General features: G+C 40.6%; 13 protein-coding genes. 7 read left to right on the forward strand and 6 right to left on the reverse strand.

The window, feature by feature from the left end:
- Nucleotides 1–91: 91 nt before the first annotated feature.
- A complete protein-coding gene (locus D0T84_RS09235) occupies nt 92–250 on the reverse strand; it encodes a hypothetical protein (protein ID WP_163307593.1) in 159 nt (52 codons plus the stop codon).
- Between the two features lie 155 nt (nt 251–405).
- Here D0T84_RS09235 and D0T84_RS09240 point away from each other — a divergent pair, with 155 nt between their 5' ends.
- Nucleotides 406–1,269, forward strand: a complete 864-nt coding sequence (locus D0T84_RS09240; RefSeq protein WP_163307594.1) for an AraC family transcriptional regulator — start codon at nt 406–408, stop codon at nt 1,267–1,269.
- A 118-nt stretch (nt 1,270–1,387) separates the two neighbouring features.
- Here the strand turns inward: D0T84_RS09240 and D0T84_RS09245 are convergent, their stop codons facing one another.
- The 3 genes from D0T84_RS09245 to D0T84_RS09255 are packed head-to-tail and all read right to left on the reverse strand — an operon-like array spanning nt 1,388 to nt 7,644.
- Entirely contained in the window at nt 1,388–2,842 is a 1,455-nt protein-coding gene (locus D0T84_RS09245) for a glycan-binding surface protein (protein WP_163307595.1), read from the reverse strand.
- A gap of 11 nt (nt 2,843–2,853) precedes the next feature.
- Nucleotides 2,854–4,452 (reverse strand): RagB/SusD family nutrient uptake outer membrane protein, encoded by a 1,599-nt coding sequence (locus D0T84_RS09250; protein WP_163307596.1) that lies wholly within the window; start codon nt 4,450–4,452, stop codon nt 2,854–2,856.
- Nucleotides 4,453–4,464: 12 nt separating this feature from the next.
- Nucleotides 4,465–7,644 (reverse strand): TonB-dependent receptor, encoded by a 3,180-nt coding sequence (locus D0T84_RS09255; protein ID WP_163307597.1) that lies wholly within the window; start codon nt 7,642–7,644, stop codon nt 4,465–4,467.
- Nucleotides 7,645–8,265: 621 nt separating this feature from the next.
- Between D0T84_RS09255 and D0T84_RS09260 the strand changes: the two genes are divergently transcribed.
- Nucleotides 8,266–12,375 carry a two-component regulator propeller domain-containing protein gene (locus D0T84_RS09260; RefSeq protein ID WP_163307598.1) on the forward strand — a complete coding sequence of 1,370 codons (4,110 nt, stop codon included), beginning with the start codon at nt 8,266–8,268 and terminating at the stop codon, nt 12,373–12,375.
- A 148-nt stretch (nt 12,376–12,523) separates the two neighbouring features.
- On the forward strand, nt 12,524–15,391 hold the full coding sequence (locus D0T84_RS09265) for a TIM-barrel domain-containing protein (RefSeq protein ID WP_163307599.1): 2,868 nt from the start codon (nt 12,524–12,526) through the stop codon (nt 15,389–15,391).
- A 94-nt stretch (nt 15,392–15,485) separates the two neighbouring features.
- On the opposite strand, the gene D0T84_RS09270 is transcribed toward D0T84_RS09265, so the two are convergent.
- Nucleotides 15,486–16,049: a hypothetical protein gene (locus D0T84_RS09270; protein ID WP_163307600.1), complete on the reverse strand. Its 564-nt coding sequence runs from the start codon at nt 16,047–16,049 to the stop codon at nt 15,486–15,488.
- Nucleotides 16,049–16,888 (reverse strand): polymorphic toxin type 23 domain-containing protein, encoded by an 840-nt coding sequence (locus D0T84_RS09275; protein ID WP_163307601.1) that lies wholly within the window; start codon nt 16,886–16,888, stop codon nt 16,049–16,051. Before D0T84_RS09275 ends, D0T84_RS09270 begins: the two co-directional genes overlap by 1 nt.
- A 650-nt stretch (nt 16,889–17,538) precedes the next feature.
- Between D0T84_RS09275 and D0T84_RS09280 the strand changes: the two genes are divergently transcribed.
- The 4 genes from D0T84_RS09280 (at nt 17,539) to D0T84_RS09295 (ending at nt 20,437) form a co-directional block, all read left to right on the forward strand.
- Nucleotides 17,539–19,149 carry a DUF3836 domain-containing protein gene (locus D0T84_RS09280; protein ID WP_221413127.1) on the forward strand — a complete coding sequence of 537 codons (1,611 nt, stop codon included), beginning with the start codon at nt 17,539–17,541 and terminating at the stop codon, nt 19,147–19,149.
- A 2-nt stretch (nt 19,150–19,151) separates the two neighbouring features.
- The gene (locus tag D0T84_RS09285) at nt 19,152–19,835 is read left to right on the forward strand and encodes a hypothetical protein (RefSeq protein WP_163307603.1); all 684 of its coding nucleotides are present in this window, start codon (nt 19,152–19,154) and stop codon (nt 19,833–19,835) included.
- A gap of 107 nt (nt 19,836–19,942) precedes the next feature.
- Entirely contained in the window at nt 19,943–20,173 is a 231-nt protein-coding gene (locus D0T84_RS09290) for a hypothetical protein (protein WP_163307604.1), read from the forward strand.
- A 66-nt stretch (nt 20,174–20,239) separates the two neighbouring features.
- Nucleotides 20,240–20,437: a hypothetical protein gene (locus tag D0T84_RS09295; protein ID WP_163307605.1), complete on the forward strand. Its 198-nt coding sequence runs from the start codon at nt 20,240–20,242 to the stop codon at nt 20,435–20,437.
- The last annotated feature ends 378 nt before the right edge of the window (nt 20,438–20,815 follow it).

Genomic DNA, 20,815 nt, shown 5'->3' on the forward strand with positions numbered 1-20,815 from the left:
TCAGCCAGCGCCGTTAGCCAGCGTACGGGGTACCCACCCGGTGCAGGCGGCGTAGAATGAAGTGCGGGCGCTTTTAAGCATCGTCTGCCAATTATCGCAATGATGAGATTATCATCACTTCATTCAGCCGGCAAGCCGATGGTGGGTCGTACGGCGAAGCGGGGCGCAATGCTTTTTTGCTTACTTTTGGAGCTTCGGCCAAAAGTAAGGCAAGCAATCTGTGATTGCGCGCAGATAGAAAAGAACACATAATTTAAACAAAACGAAATACTGATTCATATTATTTATTAAAATCTGTTTTTACAAATCTAAGTATTATGGTAAAGAGTATTTTAATTCTTTATCGACCAAAATATGTACTTTATCGACTTTATTGTTTATTTTTACTTTAAATTAGTACTGATAATGAATAAAGAAGAGCTGAAAAGAGATTTCATTTTATTGAATGTAGGCTATGCTTATCATGATGCTGACTGGAACTGGAAAGACATACACAGTCCTTTTGCCAGAATTCATTATGTGAAGCGGGGGAAGGCCAAAATTATCCGCGAAGATGGAGTATTTGACCTGAAAGAAAACTACCTCTATCTTACCCCCTCTTATGTAAAGCATGGGTACGAATGCAACGACATTCTCGAATTGTATTATATTCATATTTACGAGGATCCGGGCAAAAGCCTGAGCATTTTCGATTTAATAGATTTTCCGGTGGAAGTAGAAAGTGACTCTTTAGATATTCACCTTATTGAGCGGTTGATCAAAATAAATCCGGGAAGTGAACTTCAGTATTATGATCCGGATTGGTATGATAATTCTGTTACGGTCGCTCAGAATATGGCACTTCGTCAAAAAGGCCAGTTAGCTTTAGAGATGGAAACACAGGCTATAATCCGGCAGCTCATTTCGCGCTTTTTGGCTAAAGCCGGATACAAAAAAGAGCATCTTGATGAACGTATCTTAAAAAGCCTCGCTTATATCCATAAAAACATCGATAATCCTATTGACATTGATTACCTGGCCAACTTGTGTTTTCTAACAAAAGATCATTTTATCCGCCTTTTTAGGAAAGAAACAAATCACACCCCAGGGAAATATATTAACCGGAAAAAGATAGAAACAGCACAATTACGGATTCTGATAGATAGCGCAAAAAGTGTGAATGATATCGCATATGGACTGGGCTTTGAAAACATCTCCTATTTTAGCCGGCTCTTTACTAAAATAACAGGTGAAAGACCGGGGAGCTACAGGAAAAGAATGAAACTTTGATTACGTGTCTTAAAAACCAAATGCTGTAACAAGACACCTCTCAGTATCTCATTACAGCATTCTCTAAAAAACAATTCTTATTACCTATTATCCTATCTTATTATTCTGTATTTTCATATCACTTCTTCACAATCCGGAGATTATCAAAATATACTTCGTATTGTGCAACGGCTTCATCTCCGTTCTTGGCAAAGAATCCCATTTCAGTACCCATTGCTTTTATATCGCTGTAAGTGGTGGCGTTGACAGCAATCATGGAAAGCGGTATTTGACAGGTCATCCATTTGCCTATTTCGGTCTCACCGGTTACTATCGACTTAGGAACATAATTGGATGGCATATTGTCCCAGTCGCCTCCAAACATTACTTGGAAACTAATGGTTTGCAACGGATAACTAACGAAACATTCATATCTTACTACCAGATCGGAAACCGGAGTACTATCGGCTATCGCATCTCTGAACTGGATATTGGAAAGTACATTACCAAACCACCAGTTTGGAGCGCTAACGTTACTTTCAATAACGCCTGCTGCTTTTCCTGTGGTCGTGTATGGTGCTTTTTCCCCATCGCCTTCGAAGATACTTCCTGCCCAGCTCAGGCTACCCACATCATCGTAGTTTGCGATAACATATTCGATAGGATAGAACGACTTATTTTCTTTTGAGTCTCCCCCCGCCGCAGTAACGGTTATCTTGCCTGATTTAGTCGGTTCTGTTGGCAGTTTCAGATAGATGGTATCTTTAGTTTCTGCAACACGGAGATTTTCCGCCAGGATATCATACTCGCCGTTGATATTTACTTTTTTCACATCAATGAAATAGTCTCCTGTGATAAAGAACTCAGCTCCTATAATCGGCATATCGCTGCTTAATGAGGTTATAGCCGGCGGCTGCACGAACCTAGCATAAGGGATGCTTGCTTTGTCTGCGGCGCAATACATCACTATTTCTCCATTGTCGGCGGCTCCCTGAGGCAGGGCAAACAAGATGGTCTTATAATTTGCGCCAACATAAGTATATTGGGAAACTTCCACATCAACGCCTGTTGGTTCTCCTTCCTCATCCCGGCCTTCCAGCATGATCTTTTCTATCTCGTAGAAGTTTTCTCCATATATTACCATTCTGTCGCCCGGGTTTACAGGATATTCTACCTGTAGACGGTTGATTACCGGAGCCGGTGAAAGTACATGGAAAGTATAGCTGGCCGAACCGGCCTTGGTTTCTACCCTGATTTCTTTAGGAAGTTCGGGATTTTCGCCCGTAAGTTCCAGTTCGTCTGGTATAACAACAATAATAGTTTGAGAAGTTACATAGTTAGGATTGAAAAACACATCTTGGTTATTGATGTATATCTTCCTGACACCCCCCAGATTCTCTCCTTCAATAAGTAGCATCTGACCAGGGTTTGCCTTTACAAATGTGCTGTCTTTCAGTTCGGGGTCGGTAGTTCTCACTTGATGGATAACAGGCAGGCCACCGTCGTCATCGTTGTCGCACGATGCGAAAGGCAATACAAGCATTAATAAAAATAAGCCTGCAAGTATGGTTTTGATATTGATATGTATTTTCATATTCTTAGCTTTTATTCGTTAAAATTATACGACACAGGCTCTTCTTTGAGCAATGGATTTTGAATAACATCTTTTTCGGGATAAGGCAGGAAAATGTTGTTATGAGTAACTACCACTGCCGGATCAGGCTTGGTTATGTCTTCTTCTTCATCACCAAAATCAATGTTGCCATATTCATCTTTGGTAATATTGCTGGATACCCATCCACGTTTTTGATTGTTGAAATAGGTGAGCATCTTTTCGGGTTGATAACGGTACCAGCTTACCAAGTCATACCAGTTGCAATATTCCATCGCAAACTCCACTCTTCTTTCCCTGATGATATCATCCAGGTTTATCGAAGCTTTGGCTTGGAGCCCTGCCCTTTGGCGCACCTTATTGAAATACTCAAGGCCTTCGCCAGCTGCAAGTGTAGCATTATTACCCATCGACGCTTCGGCATAGGTAAGGTATACATCGGCAAGGCGGAGAATATAGGTATTCAATGGCGAGTTCATAACTTTCACATAGCCGTCATTATCATCATCGGGGCCACCCGGTACGCCCTTTTTAATAGGACTTCCTTTGTCTTCATATGTATATCCTCCATCTTTTATATTGATGTAAGAATAGTGTGCATTCTGTGTGAAATAGGTTGCATTCAGTCGTTTCGTATCTCCACTTTCGTATTGTGATAGCATATCGAGAGTCCCATTCAGACTGCTCCAGCACATTACGCCTCCGGTAACATCGGTGCTGAAAGCAAGGTCGCTCAACAAAGTGTTACATACATACCATTCGCCATTTGGCACCCACTGCATAGCAATGAGGGATTCTTCATTATTGTTATGCTTGTATTTGTACAGGTTTTCGTAATCGTATAGTTTCAATCCGCTATTCACACATACATCGGACGCGTATTTGATAGCCATATTGAGGTCATCCTGATTACGTGTGCCGCCGTTGTTCCATCCCGAACGGGAGAGATAAACTTTAGCCAGCATTCCTTTGGCTCCCCAACTTGCCGCGCGACCCTTGTCTACAACTTCAGGAAGTTTTTCCGAAGCATAAGTGAGATCATTTATAATGAACTTAAATACGTCTTCTTCTTTATGGCGCGGCTGAACGGGGTTTTTCACCACCACATTGTTGTCTTCGAACAAAATTACCGGTCCCCATGTGCGCAACAGATAGAAGTATGCTATACCTCTCATGAGGCGGCATTCGGCTATTGCCTGCTCTTTTTCTTCTTCGGTTACCCCTGTGGCTTTTGTCTCAATGGAGTGAATGGTTTCATTAGCCATCGTGATTACTGAGTAAAACGCCTGCCATGCATTCGATACCTCCGCATGAAGCGCTGTTATAGTAAACAGTGTATACTCCGGAAGAAACCATTGGCCATATGAGTCGTTTGCCCGGCAACTACCGATAGCCAGAGCTGCCCGGTTATAGTCGAACCAAGCCCTTGTGTATAAGGGGGCTGTCGCGGCTTTCAGAGCAGCGGGAGTGGTATAAAAATCTGTATCGGCATACGAACCCTGAGGTGTCCGGTCTAGGAAATCATCGCTACATGCGCTAAACAAAATAGTAAGCGAAGCGAGCAATATGGCTTTATATAGTTTATTTTTCATGATTTTATAATATTAGAAAGATACATTAAGACCAAAAGTGTAGATACGTTGAGAAGGGTAACGAGCATAGTCGATGTTTCTCAATTTTACATCATAATTAAGAGCCCCTATTTCAGGATCGTATCCATCATATTTAGTAAAAGTGAACAGGTTTTGCACATTCATATATATGCGCAGGTTCTCTATCTGGTATTTAGATAAAAGTTTCTTCGGGAAAGTATATCCAATAGAAATATTTTTAATTCGCAGGTAAGAGCCATCTTCTACAAAGCGATTGCTTATACGGTTGTTTGTATTAGCATCAGTTGTATGCATGCGCTGTACAGTAGCATCCGGATTTATAATATACACATTGTTTATATCAGTGGCTGAACCTTCAGGGTCTTTCAGGCCTATTCTGGCTATTCCTGTAACTTCTTTTAGCATGCCGGAATTGCTCATCGGGTTGGTATATTTTTCCCGCAACATATTATATATCTTGTTGCCATATACCCCACTCAGGAAGATATTGAAGTCAAAATCCCTGTATCTGAAACTGTTTGAGATACCGAAAGTGAACTTAGGCTCGGGATTTCCTATATAGTCGCGGTCTTCTTCGTCTATTCTTCCATCGCCGTTTTTATCTTCATACATAAAGTCACCTACCCATACACCGTTAACACCTTGTTCTACATCTTTGGGAAGGGCTACAGGTATTCTTTCTCCATTTTCATCGAGTATATTTTCACCGAATTTGTCTTTCTTGTAAAAGTCTGTTTCGTCTTTAAACATCCCGATCACTTTGTATCCGTAAAATTGTCCTACAGGATTACCTACGGTAGTGTAGGTATAAGCTAGTCCACCGATTTCGCCTACCAACGCAGATGATTCGGTATAGAGATCTGTTACTTTATTCTTGTTTTTGGAGAAAGTGAGACCTGTTTTCCATTCAAAGGATTTGTTGCTGATATTCACCGTATTGAGAGTAAGTTCTAATCCCTTGTTGGTCAGAGCTCCTGCATTTACCCAAGGCGAGCCAATTACGCCCGACACATAAGACGGTAAGGAAGCTTGCATAAGTAAGTTATCGATATCTTTTTTGTAGAAATCGGCAATAAGTTCAACCCGGTTTTTAAAGAGATTAACGTCCAGCCCCACGTTGTAGGAGTTGGTTCTTTCCCACTTCAGATCAGGGTTGGGATAGTTGCCAGGAAAGAATCCCTGTCCACCTGGAGTAGCGCTGGATGACATAGTAACACCATAAGCGTAACCTTGCCATATGGCCTGATTACCTACACCCCCCCAACCTAAACGTAACTTAAGGTTGCTGATATTCTCTATGTTTTTCATGAATTTCTCATTATTTATACGCCAAGCTACTGCTAAAGACGGAAAAGTACCCCAACGATGGTTTTCGGCAAAGCTGGAAGAGCCGTCACGACGCAGAGACGCAGTGAGTAAATAACGGTCGTCGTAGTTATAATTGAAGCGACCGAAATATGATTCAATTGCCGATTCACTTCTGGAACTGTTGTTTTTTGCAGTCTTGGAATCACCTACATTCAGTTCATGTACAGAATTGAACATAAATCCTTCTCGGCTTCCGCTCAGGTTTTCGTTTTTACTTTCCTGCGCTTCGTGTCCTGCCATTAGCGTAAAGTTATGACGGTTGATAGCTTTTTCATAAGTTGCGTAAGTGGAGAAGGTTGTATATGAACTGTTACTTGAGCCTCTGCTTCCCGAAGATGCTTGCGTATAATATCCATAGTCGATAAGTGGCGTAAACTGATAATCTGTATAATAGTTAATATTAGTAGAAGCTTCAGCCCTGATGGTTAACCCTTTAATTGGAGTAATATCTGCATATCCTCTTACCTGTATATCAGTACCTCTATTGTAATTTTCACGAGTGAGTGCTTCCGCTACAGGATTAGAAAAATAGGTACCATACATATTTTCCTGTTGCGTACCCCAGCTTCCGTCCGAATTTCGTACAGGCACCTCCGGTAACTGTTTGATAGCAGTTTCTATAATGCTTCCGTTGTCAATGGTATTTATTTGCTGTCTTCTGGCTACATAGCTGTTTACTCCTACTTTGAGCCATTTTTTCAGCTGGTTATCCATGTTGAAGCGGAGCGAATAACGCTCAAATTCCGAACCGAGACCTATACCTTCTTGGTTTAAGTAACCGGCCATGATGGCAAACCTGCTTTTTTCATTTCCGCCTGTTATGCTTATCTGGTGGTTTTGCATAGGAGCCGATCTGAATATCTCCTTTTGCCAGTTGGTTCCGTTGCCTAGTACCGACGGATCTTTAAACTCATCGCGTGCACCAAAACCGATAATCTCTGCACGCTGGTTTTGATAGACTGCATACTCGCGCAGGTTCAACACATCGAGGCGGTTAGGCAGCTGCTGTATACCATAATATCCTTCGTAAGATATCCGGGTGGCTCCCGCCTGTCCTTGCCTGGTAGTAATAAGGATAACCCCATTTGCCGCGCGTGTACCATAAATGGCAGTAGCAGAGGCATCTTTTAGCACTTCCATACTCACAATATCCGAAGGATTGATGTTGGAAAGAGCACTGGTGTTACCACTTGTTTGTCCCGAAATCTGTATTCCATCTACCACATAAAGCGGTTCGTTGCCATTGAAGGAGTTTACTCCACGGATAGATACGGAAATACCCCCACCGGGAGCACCTGAGTTCTGAGTTACATTTACTCCGGCCGCACGGCCTTGCAGTGCTTGATCGAGCGAAGTATTGATACTTTTCTTCATATCCTCAGCTGTAACCGAAGTAACAGATCCGGTAAGGTCGCTTCGTTTCATTACACCGTATCCAACAATCGTAACCTCGTCTAACAGTCTGGAATCTTCCGTCATCGAAATATTGATGACCCTTTTGTTTACAGTCGCCTCTACAGCTGAAAACCCGACACAGCTAAAGACTAATGTTTGACCATTAGCAGCATTAATAGTATATGTACCGTCTACATCAGTCATTGTGGCAGTAGTTGTACCTTTAACTGTAACGGTAACGCCAGGAAGTGGTTCTTCATCCGTTTGTGAAATAACAGTGCCTGATACAGGCTGGTTTTGAGTAGTCTGTGCCCGCAATATAGTGGTCGCGGTTAACAACAAGCACATGAGTAGGATGACATTACTCGACTTGAGCTTTGCACATTGCCGAAAAAAAGATTTTCTCATTGTACGTAATTTAATGATTCATAATTTTAGATTAATAGTTCACGTCAGCAAAAGTAGATATTAGCCTAAAAAAAAAGCTTTTGGAATGTTTCATACATGGGGCGTGCAGACGGATATATGGAGGAACTTTTGTTATTAATGGAGGGCAGAATTGTTACGTACCGGTCAGCTATTCCTTTATCAGAGCTTTATTGTAAGCAATACTATCCTTAATTTATTAATGATTTTTACAGAAAGAACAAGTTCAGTAACTGTTAGGAAATTTCACGAATTGGTTTCAGATGAAAAAGTTCAGGAGTTCTTCGTTCATTTATTACTTACTCGTTCATTATAGATGCCGTTTGCTCTGGCAGGCACTCTTCCCTTTTGATAAACTCGGGGTGTCTCAATACAGAAATTAATGTTGCATAGAATAAACGTCCGCCAGTCTTTAGGCGTAGACTTATGTTGCAAAAGAAGGAGAGTAATGTTAACTCCATTTTATAATTCACTGACATTTAACATATTATAAATACATTATCATCCTAGATACTCGCCATATATCTTCCCACAAACAATGGAAAAAGATTGGTCATCCCATTTTTTTTTGCGAATATTGTACTTGTTATTCATATTTATACCATGAAACGATTAATCCTGATATTATTAGGTACCTGCTACTTGACATTTCTATCCGGCATGAATGAATTTGCGTTCAAACATCTGGGGGTAAATGAAGGGCTTTCCAACAGCCAAATCAACAATATAACGAAAGACTCGCAAGGCTTTATGTGGTTTTCAACGACCTATGGGCTCAACCGATACGATGGTTATACCTTTAAAGTATTTACTCGTAATAGTAAAGACCCTTATTCGCTACCGGATAACCATGTGGAAGATGTACAGGAAAATAACGATGGTTTGCTTTGGGTGCATACAAGACGCTCGGGATATGTGTACTTTGATCCGGTAAAAGAAACATTCCATCCTGCGGGCCCTTTGCTGGAAAAGAGATATGGAATACCAGATTCTCCATACCTGATGTTTATCGATAAGGAGAAGAACATCTGGTCGTATGCCTACAACGGGACTCACTATTATGATATAAAAGAAGAAAAGCTCTATTTCTATCCGATTGAGCAAAAATTTAAGGAACAGGGTGTAGGACTAGCCTCTGTTATGGAAGATGAGAACAGCATAATACTCTTCTATTCCAATGGTTATTTTGAGTACGTGGATCGAAAAACAAAAAAGATAACACATCGCAACTGGCAACTGATTGATACTGCAAAAACCAAATCATGGAAATATGGAATGCTTATCGATGCCGATGGAGATTATTGGGTGTATGGCGATGAAGGTATATGGTTATATTATACTGCCGAAAACCGCTGGGAATATATTAGCGCCCGAAAAGATTCTCCCTATGTGCTCTCCGGAAATCATGTAATGGATATAAAGAAGGATGCTAAAAATCAAATCTGGATTGCCATCAATCACGGAGGCATCAACATTATCAACAAAAACTTACATACCATAAAGTATCTTCAAAATGAAATCTTCAATGAAAGAAGCATATTGCAAAACAGTGTAAATAAACTGTACTGTGATGATAATGGTGGGGTATGGGTAGGATATTATAAAAGAGGTATTTCCTACTACAACGAAAGTATATTCAAGTTCCGCACCGACCATCTGTCTGAGTTTAACCGGATTAAAAATTTTACGCCCGATGTAAATGTGATTACCGAAGATAAGCAAGCCAACCTGTGGGTGGGAACAAGCAACGGACTTGTATTTATAAACCGTGAAACCGGCGAACGGAAGTTATACCAACATGAACCAGGCAGGAATTCACTATCGGGCGATGTTATTGTAAGTATGCTGAAAGCCAAAGATGGAAAAACATGGATAGGAACCTTCCGCAACGGGCTTAATGTTTATGATGGACAGACTTTTACCCATTACAGGCACCATCCAGAAAATCCTAATTCTCTTGTTAACGATAATATATGGTCGTTGGCTGAGGGCTCCAACGGGTATATTTGGATAGGTACATTGGGAAACGGATTGCAAGGACTCGACCCGCATACCGGAAAATTTACCTACTTACCCAAACCGGGTACAGGATTCGATACGGAGTATATCACATCCATCTGTATGGGGCGAGACGGAAATGTATATATGGCAACTTCTAACGGGATAACGGTTTATTCTCCATCGACCAATACATTCGAGAAATGGCTGACTAACAAAAAAGGAACACAAACGCTTTCGCACCAAACGCTGAATGAGATTTATGAAGACAGCAGGGGACTGCTCTGGATAGCTACTGCCGAAGGTCTTAACATCTATGACCGCAAAAAAGACGAAATCATCCTGCCTGTAAATGATTTGCCTCTGGCAAATGAAATTATTCAGGCAATCATAGAAGATAATAACAAGAATATGTGGATTACGACTACAAGTAGTATATTCAATATTATGGTGAACACCGACCCCAGAACAGGGGTTTATACTTACATTAGCCATCGTTATGGAGAATTGGATGGCCTGCAGGGCCAACAATTCAACTCGCGTGCCATCGCAAAAACCTTTCGGGGAGAAATTATTGCGGGAGGAGTTCAGGGACTAAGCTTTTTCGTCCCCGAAGGCTTGAAATACAATAACAGCACTCCTAAAATAGAATTTACAGGCTTACAACTGTTCAATCAAGAAGTAAAAATAGACAGTGTATATAACGGAAACCAGATCTTAACCCAGTCTCTCAACCATACAGAGAGCATCAGGCTAAAATATAAACAAAATGTTTTTTCTATTTCTTTTTCAGCGATGAATTACATTCTACCGGAAAAGACCAGATATATGTACATACTCGAAGGATTTAATCAGGATTGGCTCACTACGGATGTCAACAATCTAACATATACCAATCTGGCACCCGGAGAATATACCCTAAAGGTGAAGGCTATCAACAGTGATGGTTTTAGTAACCATGAAATATCTGAACTTAAGATCGTAATAGAACCTCCTTTCTGGGCATCACCTATAGCGTATATTATATACATAATAATAGTAATAGGTATCCTTCTGCTGGCTCGCAGGCAAATATTGCGCAACGAACGAGATAAATTTAAGTTGGTGCAGATAGAGCAGGAGGCACAGCAGAAGCATGAAATAGACGATATGAAACTGCGTTTCTTCACTAACATAAGTCATGAACTACGAACGCCACTCACACTCATCATATCGCCGCTTGAAAATGTAATAAAACAAACTGCAAACGGAGACCAGAAGAATAAACTGGAAATGGTACATCGCAACGCCATGCGATTACTCGGTATGGTAAACCAGTTGCTCGACTTCCGCAAAAGTGATGTCAAAGGGCATCAGATCAATCCTGCTCAAGGAGATATTATTGATTTTATTCATAATGTCAGTAATTCTTTCAGCGAATATTCGGAAAAGAAGAACATACGCCTTTTCTTCTTCTCGGCTGTCAAAGAATTATTCATGATATTTGATGAAGATAAAATGAATAAAATAATAATGAATTTACTATCCAATGCCTTTAAATTTACTCCCGAAGGGGGAAGGGTGGATGTTTCGCTGGATTGGCTCCCTGCCACAGATGAGCAACCCGAACAATTAGAAATTAAGATTTCGGATACAGGTATTGGAATTAAAGATGAAGACAAGAAACTTATATTCGAACGTTTCTATCAGGTTCAACAAAAAGAAGGACAGAAAACAGATGGAAGCGGTATCGGCCTGCACTTGGTCAAAGAATTTGTTTCCCTGCACAATGGAGCCATTACCGTACTCGACAATGTGGGTAAGGGTAGTGTATTTATTATCACGATTCCTATAGTCCGTGCACAAGTGACACAAGCTCCGGAGGTTAAACCTCTGCAAGAAAGCATGGAAATTCCTGCGGAGATTTCATCGATTGATGATCGTCCTGTCAACAGTGTGGAGCAAGCGATGAGAGAATTGCCTCTTATACTTATCGTTGACGATAATGAAGATTTCCGTCTTTTCATGCGTGACAGCTTAGTATCAGAGTATAGGGTTGAGGTTGCGGCAGATGGCGCTAAAGCATGGGCAATGATTCCGGAACTGCAACCCGATATTATTGTAAGCGATGTGATGATGCCCGAAATGGATGGCAATGAGCTATCCAGATTGGTAAAAACGGATATACGCACATCGCACATCCCTTTAATATTACTTACCGCCCGTTCGGCCAAAGAACAGAAGCTGGAAGGCCTGGAAAGTGGTGCAGACGATTACATCACCAAGCCGTTCGATTTTGACATACTCAATCTACGAATAAAAAAACTACTGCAACTCCGGCAAAAGCGTCAGGAGAACTTTAATCCGCAAATAGAAATTGCACCTAGTGAAATTACAATCACCTCACTGGACGAGAAATTGATAAAGAAAGCCATTCAGTATGTAGAAGACAATATCAGCAGGAGCGAACTCTCGGTTGAAGAACTTAGTGGTGAACTTAGTATGAGTAGGGTACATCTATATAAAAAGATACTTTCCATCACAGGAAAAACACCTGTAGAATTTATACGTATCATTCGATTAAAACGTGCCGCACAATATTTGCGCGAAAGCCAGCAGACTGTATCTGAAATCGCTTATCAGACGGGGTTCAGTAATCCGAAATTTTTTAGAAAATATTTCAAAGAAGAGTTTGGAATTTTGCCTTCCGATTATCAGGATAGGGAGGGGAAATAAGCGATTGCAAGGGGATATTTAACGAAACATCCCCTAAAATAAAACATTACTGCTACCTCTCTACCTTGCTTGTGAAACAAAACATATCCTTTGTTTTCAGCTTATTTTCCGAATTTTACAATATACAAATATTAAATCAGTAAAATTTATGAAAAACTTAAAACACTGTTTATGGATGTTGGTATGCCTTGTGTTGTTCTCTTGCACAAAACAAAGTTATGAGAAGACCCAGGACGGTATTATCGTCAGCCTACAGCAAACACAATCTACAGACGCAGGAAAAATACGGCTGCAAGTCGTTAACGATAAAGTAATCCGCGTTTCTGCTACGCCCAAGAAGAACTTTTCGAAAGAGAAAAGTTTAATAATTGTGCCGCAAACGGAAAACCGAACCCCATTCTCGGTAGAAGAAACAGAGCAACAGCTCACTCTTAAGACAGCCGCTCTGCAAGTAAGTGTCGACCGCAATACGGGAGAAGTCGTATTTGTAGATAAAAATGGAAATGCTATTCTGCGCGAAAATGCGGGAGGCGGAAAAACCTTCACACCCATTACTGTAGAAGGAACAAAAGGATACGCCATGCGACAGGTTTTCGAATCGCCCGGAGAGGAAGCATTCTACGGACTGGGACAACATCAGGCCGATGAATTTAATTATAAAGGAAAGAATGAAACTTTATTACAATATAATACGAAAGTATCTGTACCTTTCATCCTGTCCAATAAAAACTATGGTATCCTTTGGGATAACTATTCTTTGAGCCGCTTTGGCGATCCGCGTGAATATGCACAGTTAAACGAAAACTTCAAACTGTTTGATACCAAAGGAAAAGAAGGCGGACTGACAGCTGTGTACACTCCTGCTTCGAAAGATAAAACTCCTGTAGAACGTACGGAAAGCACGATCTATTACGAGGATATGAAGACAATAAATGACTTGCCCAAAGACTTTCCTCTAGCAGGTTCATCTGTGGAATATACAGGCGAAATAGAGTCCAAAGAGAGTGGTACATACCGTTTTCACCTTCATTATGCCGGATATGTAAAAGTGTATATTAACAATAAACTGATTGTACCTGAACGTTGGCGCACTGCCTGGAATCCGAACAGTTATAAATTCACAGTCGACCTCGAAGCCGGTAAGCGTGTGCCTGTCCGGATAGAGTGGAAACCCGACGGAGGTGTGTCTTATCTGGGATTACGCGCATTAAGCCCGGTAAGCGAACAAGAGCAGAATAAGCTGTCTATTGATAGCGAAATGGGTAACGAAATGGATTACTACTTTGTGTATGGCGACAATATGGATGAAGTTATCAGTGGCTATCGCACACTTACAGGTAAAGCCCCTATCATGCCTAAATGGGCTATGGGTTTTTGGCAAAGCCGCGAACGATACAAAACGCAGGAAGAGATACTGGGTGCATTGGAAGAGTTCCGCACACGCCATATCCCTATCGATAACATCGTTCTCGACTGGAATTACTGGGAAGATGACGCATGGGGAAGCCATGAGTTCGACAAGACACGTTTTCCCAACCCTAAAGCGATGGTAGATTCTATACATGCTATGCATGCGCAGATGATGATTTCTGTTTGGCCGAAATTTTATGCAACGACCGAACACTTTAAAGAGTTTGACGAAAAAGGCTGGATGTACCTGCAAGCTGTGAAAGACAGCATACGCGACTGGGTAGGGCCCGGCTATGTCGGTTCTTTTTATGATGCCTATGCAGAAGGTGCTCGAAAACTGTTCTGGAGACAAATGAAAGAACATCTCTATCCGTTGGGTATTGACGCATGGTGGATGGATGCCAGCGAACCAAACGTTCGCGACTGTACGGATATGGAATACCGTAAAGCGCTTTGTGGCCCTACGGCTCTTGGTCCTTCAACTCAATATTTCAATGCTTATGCCTTAATGAACGCCCAAGCTATTTACGAAGGACTTCGGGAAGAAGACCCTAATCGCAGGGTATTCCAGCTCACCCGTTCTGGTTTTGCCGGACTACAACGCTATGCAACAGCCACATGGAGCGGCGACATCGCTACCCGCTGGGAGGACATGAAAGCTCAGATTTCTGCCGGATTGAATTTTGCCATGAGTGGTATTCCATACTGGACGATGGATATTGGTGGATTTTGTGTAGAAGGCAGGTATGTAAATGCACAAATGGAATTTAATCAGACCGGAAAAGAAAATGCAGATATGAAAGAGTGGAGAGAATTGAATGCCCGTTGGTATCAGTTCGGAACATTTACGCCGTTATTCCGTGCACACGGACAATATCCTTTCCGCGAAGTGTATAATATTGCTCCTGAAAATCATCCGGCTTATAAATCTATTATAGCATATACTAAACTGCGTTACCGCATGATGCCTTATATTTACTCGCTGGCAGGAAAGGCTTATTTCGACGATTACACTATCATGCGTGCTTTAGTTATGGACTTCGGCAAAGATAAGCAGGTAGAAAACATTGGCGACCAGTATATGTTTGGTCCTTCACTTATGGTGTGCCCTGTTTATGAATATGGAGCCCGCAGCCGTGAGGTATATTTTCCGGCTACTACAGGATGGTACGATTTTTATACAGGAAAATATGTTGGGGGAGGTCAGTCCCAAACCGTTAACGCTCCTTACGAACAAATGCCATTGTACTTCTGCGAAGGAACCATTATGCCTTACGGCCCTGAAATCGAATATGTGGACGAAAAACTGCCTGAAAATATTACTCTATATGTATATGCCGGACAGAATGGTAAGTTTACCTTGTATGAAGATGAGGGTGTGAACTACAACTACGAAAATGGACAGTACAGCATGATTCCGATGACATATGACGAAGCTTCGCATACATTGGTAATCGGCGACCGTCAAGGCGAATATCCGGGAATGCTTAAAAACCGGACGTTCAATGTCGTATTTGTTGATAAAAACAATCCAAAACCTTTCAATGTAAATACAAAGGGTGTAGAAGTTTCATATAGTGGAAAGAAAGAGGTGGTGAAGTTGTAGTTACATACACGAGTGGTTTAAAAATTATTTCAATTTTTTATTCTGTAATGTTCGGCTAGATTTTTCTGGCCGAACATTGTTTTTTAAGGAGCGACTACTTAAACCATTTCTTATTAAGCAATGGACAATCCTTTATATTCCGCTTAGTCTCTAAGGGATAAAAACGGGCAGCTTTCTCACAGGGATTTTCTTTAAATGAGGGATAATTTTCCATATAGCCCAGACTTGTATATTCGGGCTGCACATAATCACTTACATTTACGAGGCTTTTGTCGGGTAATATTCTGTAATCGCGGAATATGACACATCCGTCACCCTCCATCCGTACGGTTTGTGTCCTTATCAGCCCCCCTTCTACCCTGTAGGTACCCCATAGCGAATAACGGCAAACGGCTGATTTTCCGCCTTCACTGAAGCAATCTACCAAGTCAGGCAATACCTCCGAAGTAGTGGCAATCGTAAACAGCCCGTCAGGATAAAACATAAACACGGAATAAAATGATGAATCGCATCCATGTTGGGAAACATAATATCCGTTTATATCAATCAACTTATCAAGGCCTGTGTCCTCGTTCCGGTAACGATATGTAAAGTTTTTAGGGCCTCCGCAACTACAGAAGAGGACTGCAACCAGGAAGATGTGCATAATATTTCTCATCAGAACATTGTATAAGGTTTATCCACACCAATCTGCAAAAACTGATTGTTATAGCTTCCATTCTTAAAATCCGGCGTACTGAACAGGTAGCGGTGCCATCCGTTTTGTCCGGCAAACCCTCCTACCCTGCCATTCAGCCCGTAACGTACAACCATATTATGGGTAGTGTATCCCACATATACAGGACTGGATATTTGCTTACCCGAAGCATATACCCCCTTGCTGTTATCGTAGGAAACATCCGTCAGTCCGTCAATATCCGTCGTATATACGTTCGTTCCTATCATAAATCCGTTGAAACGGACTTCGAGCGCGGCGGTACGGTAACGGTCGTAGACTTTGAACCCGGTAAAAGGATATGCAAGAATATCGTCTTCGAAGTTGATACGGAAATCATTCAGATGAAGACTGACGATACCCGAAACCTGCTTATCGCCCTGATAATATTTGTTGACATAATATGAGCCGCCATATTTACCATTGTCAAACTCCATTCCGGCATAACTTGTTCCTAATCCGAAAGCCTGCCTTGCCTTATAGGCATCCACACCTGTAGAAAAAGTCCAGTTATCAATAGTCTGTGACAACATAAGCCCCGCGCCCAGACGGAATCCGTTCCTGTCGGCGACACCGGCGGTAAACATGGCAACAAGCGACACTGTAACACGGAATCCGTTATACCTTTCAGGGCCGAAAGTCAGATTTACCGGATAATCGTTATCGTAACGGAATTTATACTGGGAGAATGACTGTAAAGGAAACATGCAGAGAAAAACCATCACGATAAAAGGCCTGAAAAGCCCTATAATATTATTTATTCCGTTCCGGTTGATTCTCATTTTTTGCAGCCTGCATTAATTCATGCCAAATGTATTAAAAAATCAGAAACTGTTTAAATTTTATTCGTTCAAATTTTTAGAGCTGTTTTAGAGCTGATTTTTTTTTCTTCCTCGAAACGATAATAGCGGGCTATTTACATACGCTTCGCTCCTGTGACCGTTGGTTGAGTTGAGAGAAAGAAAAAAACAGCCAAAAACAGACTAAAAATGAACGAAGAAAAAGGTATAATAAAATATTCGTATAAAATTCAAACAGCCTCTGAATATCTCATTTTATAATATGGAAAATGCTTATCTTTATACTCTATATTAAACAGAATACTAAAGTATAACTTAAAAATACTTTAGATATTCAATTATTACTTATGCCAATCAAGGGTTAAATGTGCCGTTAGGCACATCATATTGGTAGAAGCATGAATGAAATTCGTTTTTTTGTGCCGTCAGGTACAAAATGTGAATTGTTCTGTAGATATTGCGTACCTGACGGCACGCAATTAACCGGTTAAAGCTTCTTTCTACCAACACTCAGTCCCTAAAGGGACAAAAAATAGCACATTTAACCCCTGATTCGCATTACTTAATCAATCGTACGAATGGAGGATTAAATTAATTACCAACAACACATGAGGCACAAAACTCTATATATCTTGCTACTGTTTCCTTTGATCGCGGTACAAGCACAAGGTATCTATTCGCTCAAAGAATTATATTATTTCAGCCCTTATACCGAAACCATGTTATTCGACCCGCATTATGACTCAAAGAACAAAATCGAATATTATAGCATAGAGGACTATATGCGTATATATTATGAATACAATGAAGAGGGACAGATAGAGAAAAAAACAACCTACCTGTGGGATGAAGACTGGCACAGGGCAAACTGGGATAAATATAAAGAAACTACATACACATATCAGGATGGCAGAATAGCTGAAGAAAGGACAAAATTAGTTACCTATGAATATCAGTGGGGTATTCCAATAACACCGCAGACAACAGAAACAAGGCGATATACACTAAGTGCCGATAAGAAAACGGAGACTGTAGATGTAATAAACTATGACCCTGAAAAGAAAACAGCCGACACAACACTATTAATCAGAACTTTAGATAACAATCTAGATATAACACACATAGAAGCATTCAAGATAAAGAACAAAAAGAAAGAACTCACAGGCTCATTCAGTCCGAAATACACTGTTCGTTACGACAACAAGGGCAGGATAATAAAGCAACTATTAGATGTAGACGGAGGTACTTTTCTTGAAGGTACTTTCAGTTATCAAAAAAACGGGTACACCACTATATCTAAGAAATTTAACCGTGTTTTACTGGGTTATCTCCCCCGCGACAATTTTGAATATACAGTCAGCCGCCCAAATGCGAATAACGAAGAATATATAATCCTGACTGCCATTAGTAACGGAAAATACGTAAATCACGAAAAAATAACATTGACATACAAGGCGCCCCTGCTGGTAAGCAGCAAGACGAGAGATTATACTTTCAATGATAAATATATAAGCTCCGAAAAAACAGAGAATACCTTTGATTCAAAAGGACAACTGACAAAAAGCATCCTGTACGACCTGAATAAAGAAACGAAAGAATGGGAGAAAGAGCAAAAGCACATTTATGAGTACGATAATAACGGTTTCATATCCCTACACGAAGAATATATGATGAGAGATAACACATGGCAGGGAGAAGAAAAATATAAATGGGCATTTACCCCCTCCGGCGAGCTTACATATCACGAAAAATCGGAATGGAAGGCCGGGAAATGGGTCTATGAAGATAAAATTGAAAAATCTTACACCATCAGCGGTAAACTCTCCAGCAAAGCCGAATACAGATGGTATGGAGAAAAATGGGAACCATACGAACGGACAGATTATACTTATGATAATACAGACCGCATTCTTACCGAAACGCTGTATAAAGAGGACTTATCGGTATGGAAACCTTCCTATATGAAAGTATATGGATATACCCCAACAAAATATAGCATAACTGAAAAATGGTGGAGAGACGACGAATGGCAAACTATCCGGGAGATTATCAAAACCTGTGATGGAAAACAGTCCATCGAAAGTGAAATTATTCATGGTTATGAAATTTCGAGAAAAAACGGTATTGAAATAAAAACACCCGTCTCCCGCGAAATCCGGCGTACAATAAAATATGTACAGCCATCTTCTTATTACGATTCACTGCGGATTAAAGATTTGGAGAAAGTGAAAACCATGTATTGAAAATGAAAGCAATTATTTCTTTATTATTTCTAATGTTATTTATTCCGGATATTCATTCCCAGATAGATTTTGAGAATGATCCGGCATCTTTTGATGATGCATATAATAAATATTATGATTATAAGAGATTGAATAAAAGTATTGACAAAGACTTTGATATAAAAAATGACTTCGACTTTGAGCTTCGTTTTTGGATCGAGCCCGCACCCATGAGCGGGAGAAGCCTTTTCCTACTGAGGAAGAAGGATGATAAATGGAATGTCCGTTTCTTTACACATACATTAGAGTTTAAAGAAGATGAATCCATCCATTCCTACTGGAAAGAAAAAGAATTGGAGCAAAAAGGCTTGTCCGGCTTGTGGCAGATGCTGAGGGATAACCATATACTGACTTTGCCAACATTAGATTCCATCAGGGATAAGATGAGGGTATATTCTGCCGACACGCTGGCTGCACAGGGTATATATACGCAACTGTCAGGCGGCCCCTATTACAACCCTTATGTTTTAGACGGAGTGTCGTATCGCACAGAATTGAGGACAAAAGACAAGAAACGTTCTTATTCGTATCATTGCCCTAAGGGATACCTGAAAGAGTGTACCAATGTGGAAGAACTCTACAGGGCTTATGCCATTGTCTATCTGATATTCCGGCGGATCGGCTTGAATCCGGACGATATTTGCTGATTTTTCTCTAATGAGTGCCGTATATCCTCACTTCTCAAAAATTAACAACCTAAACGAAGCGTATGATTATTTCGTTTGTTATATTTGTATTCAATAATTGAAGAGATATGAATACCATTAGTTTAGAAGCCCGTAAAAGGCTGATAGCCGAAGATATTTCAAATGTACAGGATGAGTCGGTTCTATCACAAATAGAGAAGATTCTCAAAAAGGTCACACCCTCAGTGAAACGTTTTACTATTGAGGAAGTTGAAGATCGTGCCCTCAAATCTGAAAGAGACATCAAAAACGGGCGGACAAGTTCCACAGAAGATGTTCGTAAACATCTCGGTTTGTAGTAGTGGCGAAGGTAGTATGGACTGATACAGCCAGAGACGAGTTGACAATTATTTATCAATATCTGCTTGATAATACAAGTTCATCCGTTGCCAAAGGTTTGGGTTGAAGATATTCTCGATGTTATACAGTTGGAGAAGTTTCCCCGGTTGGGAGCGATAGAGACCAATCTGAGTAGATTAGAAGGCGAATATCGCTACCTGGAAGGGGGCATAGTAAATATAAAGTTGTATATAGGATTGAAGGGGATGCTATTTACATTGTAGATGTGTTCGATTGCCGTAAAGACCCAAAACAAATGAAAGAACGGGTCAAATAAGACTAGTAAAAATTATAAACGGAAGAGGTGTAGCAAATAAGGCTATACCTCTTCTGTATTTATCCCTCATCATTTTATAACTCCCGATTTTTAATCCAATACTTCGGTAAATAATTAATTAACTATCTCGATATTAATGAGTTATATTAACAAAAGTTAGCACGAAAGAATTGGTCAAATGGCTGATTTTCAGTAACTTTAAGCAATCTACACAAAGAGTTACAATGAATATATCAGCAGCACTTGACCAATATAGGGATATCTGTGGTGATGTCTTAAAAAGATATACTGCGAAATTAAACAAAAGTTTTAAAACCGTCTTTAT

It is taken from the genome of Dysgonomonas sp. 521 (assembly GCF_010501055.1).
GTDB lineage: Bacteria > Bacteroidota > Bacteroidia > Bacteroidales > Dysgonomonadaceae > Dysgonomonas.

Coding starts and splice junctions, on each gene's coding strand:
- D0T84_RS09235 (WP_163307593.1), bottom strand. CDS start 250: ATGTGTTCTTTTCTATCTGCGCGCAATCACAGATTGCTTGCCTTACTT.
- D0T84_RS09240 (WP_163307594.1), top strand. CDS start 406: ATGAATAAAGAAGAGCTGAAAAGAGATTTCATTTTATTGAATGTAGGC.
- D0T84_RS09245 (WP_163307595.1), bottom strand. CDS start 2,842: ATGAAAATACATATCAATATCAAAACCATACTTGCAGGCTTATTTTTA.
- D0T84_RS09250 (WP_163307596.1), bottom strand. CDS start 4,452: ATGAAAAATAAACTATATAAAGCCATATTGCTCGCTTCGCTTACTATT.
- D0T84_RS09255 (WP_163307597.1), bottom strand. CDS start 7,644: ATGAGAAAATCTTTTTTTCGGCAATGTGCAAAGCTCAAGTCGAGTAAT.
- D0T84_RS09260 (WP_163307598.1), top strand. CDS start 8,266: ATGAAACGATTAATCCTGATATTATTAGGTACCTGCTACTTGACATTT.
- D0T84_RS09265 (WP_163307599.1), top strand. CDS start 12,524: ATGAAAAACTTAAAACACTGTTTATGGATGTTGGTATGCCTTGTGTTG.
- D0T84_RS09270 (WP_163307600.1), bottom strand. CDS start 16,049: ATGAGAAATATTATGCACATCTTCCTGGTTGCAGTCCTCTTCTGTAGT.
- D0T84_RS09275 (WP_163307601.1), bottom strand. CDS start 16,888: ATGAGAATCAACCGGAACGGAATAAATAATATTATAGGGCTTTTCAGG.
- D0T84_RS09285 (WP_163307603.1), top strand. CDS start 19,152: ATGAAAGCAATTATTTCTTTATTATTTCTAATGTTATTTATTCCGGAT.
- D0T84_RS09290 (WP_163307604.1), top strand. CDS start 19,943: ATGAATACCATTAGTTTAGAAGCCCGTAAAAGGCTGATAGCCGAAGAT.